The following is a 2,884-nucleotide window of genomic DNA, read 5'->3' on the forward strand; positions in this document are numbered from 1 at the left end:
CCGTTGCCATGGGTGAAAAGGGGGATACGGGAGTTGCAAAGCAGAAGTACTCCCGCGAGGAGGCTGAGCAGGAAGCGCTAAGTCAATGTGCGACGTGGGGTGCGCGAAACTGCGTGGTCAAGATCTCGTATGAGAACCAATGTGTGGCGATTGCATCTCCCACTGCTTCCCAGACCGGCGCCCATATCGCCCGAGATGGCAGCATTGCCAAGGCCGGTGCTGTGGCGCTTTCGGGTTGCAAGAAGCAAGGAGGTTTCGGGTGTGAAGTTATGTACTCCGAGTGCAGCGATCCCATCTTTGAGAGGTTCTAGAAGCACTCCTGTCGCTGCGAATTTTCTTTGGGGCATGCCAACCTGGTTGTGGCTGCGGCACGAGTTGCATTGACGCAATCGGATTTCGCGAGAGCTGCGGATACAGGCTTTGGAGCTGTGGACCTTGGGCAGCCATAGCCTCGCGCGGTACTGGAGTACTGGTATGAGACGCGTTGTACCGTTGTCCCAAATGGCTTCATTCTTTCTGGTGCTTCTTGCATGCGATGCTCGTGCCGAGGGGCGGTGCCTGCCGGGACAGTACCCGGTTGGAGGACAGGGTTTAGGGGTGTGCTCCGATACCCGGAGACAGCAGCCAAGCTGGCCAAGCGGCACAGAGCGGTCCGATCGCGACTGGGCGCTGGATCAGGACCTGGGGCGCGATAGCCGGGGCAGCAAGCACCGGTGATGTGGGTGCCTCGGTAGGCCAGGGAACAAAGAGTGAAGCGATATCGGAGGCGCTGGAACGCTGTGGGAAATATGGCGCGAAAGGCTGCAAGATCGATACGACCTGCAGAAATCAGTGTGTGGCATATGCTGATCCTTCCCCTGGCAGTAAGGGTACTGCTCGGAACCTGTTTTTGAGTCCTTCTAGCTGAGTCAATTCAGGGTACTTGCGGCTTCGCCGAATCGCCCGGGTCGCAGGGCAACAGTGAGACTGTCGTTTCGCTGAGCCTTGGCTGACGCTAGTAGTTAACCTTATGAGCGGCGGTGCGAGAAAGAACTGAGATCGAGCCCGCATTTTGTAGCTGTGCTTTGGCCCGTCTTAGCGGCATAGCTCCTTGATCGGGGTGCCAGCGGCCGCCTGCTTCAGGAAGCCAATAATCTGCTCGTCGGTGAAACGCTTCTTCATGTCCGTCCTCGGTATGGGGACGGACTCTACTTAAGTTAGGCTGGCCCTGGAAACCGGGGGCACGTCCCACCTATATCGTGACCGGAAAGAAGTCGATCGCCGAGGAACTGATTGACAAGAACCTGGGCTATATGCAACTGGCGCTCACGTCGGTGAGTGTGCTGGATGTTGCCGGCGACGTAACGCTGGATAGCGCAAAGACCCGTGCGATGTGGTTCATTGGGCTGGGCACCGGCGGACCGGCCGTTACGGCGGGCGCCATGCTATTGCTGTACCAGATCGCCATGTCATTGTTCATTGGTTTTGGTCCGCTGTTCATCCTCTGCCTGCTGTTTGAGCAGACAAAGTCCCTGTTCCAACGATGGTTGTTCTATGGCATCGGCACCATGTTCTCGATGGCGGTGTTGGCTGCGATGACCGGCATTGCCATGGAAATGGTGGCGCGCGTGGCGGCTTCGTTCTGGGGCGCGTCTGCGCTGGGTGCACTGCTGGGGTCGAACCTGACCGAGGGCATGAGCAGCATGGCGCTGCAGCAGGGCGGTATGGGCCTGATCCTGACGACGCTGATTCTGACTGCGCCCCCAATGGCTGCGATGTTCTTCCAGGGCACCCTGGGTACCTTCATGGCATATTCGCAGATAGGTGGTAGCCCGGTAGCGCAGGCGCCCAGCTCAAACGGCCAGCCGCCGGGTAGTTACATGCCGCCTCAGACTTCTAATGCGGAGAAGCATGTTTCACCACCAGTAACCTATGCAACCAGTGGAAGGTCTATAGGTGAAGGCGGGTCTAGCGGAAGTCTTGGGCCTGGTACGCATGGCAAGGCTGCTGGAAGTTAGTTGAGGCTTGCTCAGCGCATGATTCAAGGATTGGAGTAAACACTATGATCAAGTTCTTTCTTGCGGCCGCGCTGCTGATAGCCCCTTTTTCCGCTCTGGCGGAGGGGAGATGTCCCCCTGGGCAGTACCCTGTTGGAGGGCAGGGCGTCGGCGGGTGTGCGCCTATTCCTGGCGGAAGCAGCTCTCCCTCCACTGGATCTTCTGCGCCGGTTCCGGGCGGGAAATGGGAGACGCGCTGGGGAGCCATCGCTGAGGACAAAAAACCAGCAACTGGTGGCTTGATGGCAACCGGTGTTTCCGTATCCCAGAAATCGAAGCGAGCTGCGGAAGCGGCGGCGATCGACGGATGTGTCCGACGAGGAGGGAGCAAGTGTGAGATTCGTTTGAGCTATCACGATCAATGCGCCGCAATCGCCGATCCGTCGCCCCGCTCGGGCGGAAAGGCTGCCGGAAATTCAATCGTTGCCAGCGCTGAAACACTTGACGAAGCTCAATCGCTCGCGTTGAAGGAATGCGCCTCTGTGAATGATGGAGGAGCGTGTGAAGTGGCCTACTCGGCCTGCAGCATGTCGGAGTTCAGGGCGTATCGCTGATCGCCAGTTCTGCGTGAGGGCTGTCAGCAGTTATTCATGCTGCACCGGAAGGTGGCGTTACTTGTGGCCGCATCTGCTATGGCTGTGATGTTGTTCCGAGGCGTCTGGGAGACTTCATGCATGTTCGCAGATGGCTGGAAATTGAGTTCGGGCGTGGCTGTATGATCATGACTGGTCGGTTGATGCAAGCGGTCATCGCAGCAATGTTCTCTCTAGCATTCTCATCCGCAAGTGCAGAAGGGAACTGCCCTCCCGGTATGTATCCGATTGGAGGGCAGGGAGTACAGGGCTGCG

At 58.2% G+C, this 2,884-nt stretch carries 3 protein-coding genes and 2 pseudogenes; 4 read left to right on the plus strand and 1 reads right to left on the minus strand.

What is annotated here, in order from left to right:
• Both ACTJJM_RS21160 and ACTJJM_RS21165 read left to right on the plus strand, forming a co-directional pair.
• A partial coding sequence (locus tag ACTJJM_RS21160) for a DUF4189 domain-containing protein (protein WP_414610489.1) occupies positions 1 to 311 on the plus strand: 311 nt, incomplete at its 5' end.
• A gap of 407 nt (positions 312 to 718) precedes the next feature.
• Positions 719 to 907: a DUF4189 domain-containing protein gene (locus ACTJJM_RS21165; RefSeq protein WP_233282216.1), complete on the plus strand. Its 189-nt coding sequence runs from the start codon at positions 719 to 721 to the stop codon at positions 905 to 907.
• Positions 908 to 1,077: 170 nt separating this feature from the next.
• Here ACTJJM_RS21165 and ACTJJM_RS21170 read toward each other — a convergent pair.
• Positions 1,078 to 1,161, minus strand: a pseudogene (locus ACTJJM_RS21170) (transposase); the annotation flags it as partial.
• 68 nt (positions 1,162 to 1,229) lie between these two features.
• Here ACTJJM_RS21170 and ACTJJM_RS21175 point away from each other — a divergent pair.
• Both ACTJJM_RS21175 and ACTJJM_RS21180 read left to right on the plus strand, forming a co-directional pair.
• Positions 1,230 to 1,997, plus strand: a pseudogene (locus ACTJJM_RS21175) (type IV secretion system protein); the annotation flags it as partial.
• Between the two features lie 44 nt (positions 1,998 to 2,041).
• A complete protein-coding gene (locus tag ACTJJM_RS21180; RefSeq protein ID WP_440865951.1) occupies positions 2,042 to 2,590 on the plus strand; it encodes a DUF4189 domain-containing protein in 549 nt (182 codons plus the stop codon).
• Positions 2,591 to 2,884 lie beyond the last annotated feature (294 nt).

Origin of the sequence: Stenotrophomonas sp. 22692 (assembly GCF_052045015.1) — a bacterium.
GTDB classification, from domain to species: domain Bacteria; phylum Pseudomonadota; class Gammaproteobacteria; order Xanthomonadales; family Xanthomonadaceae; genus Stenotrophomonas; species Stenotrophomonas geniculata.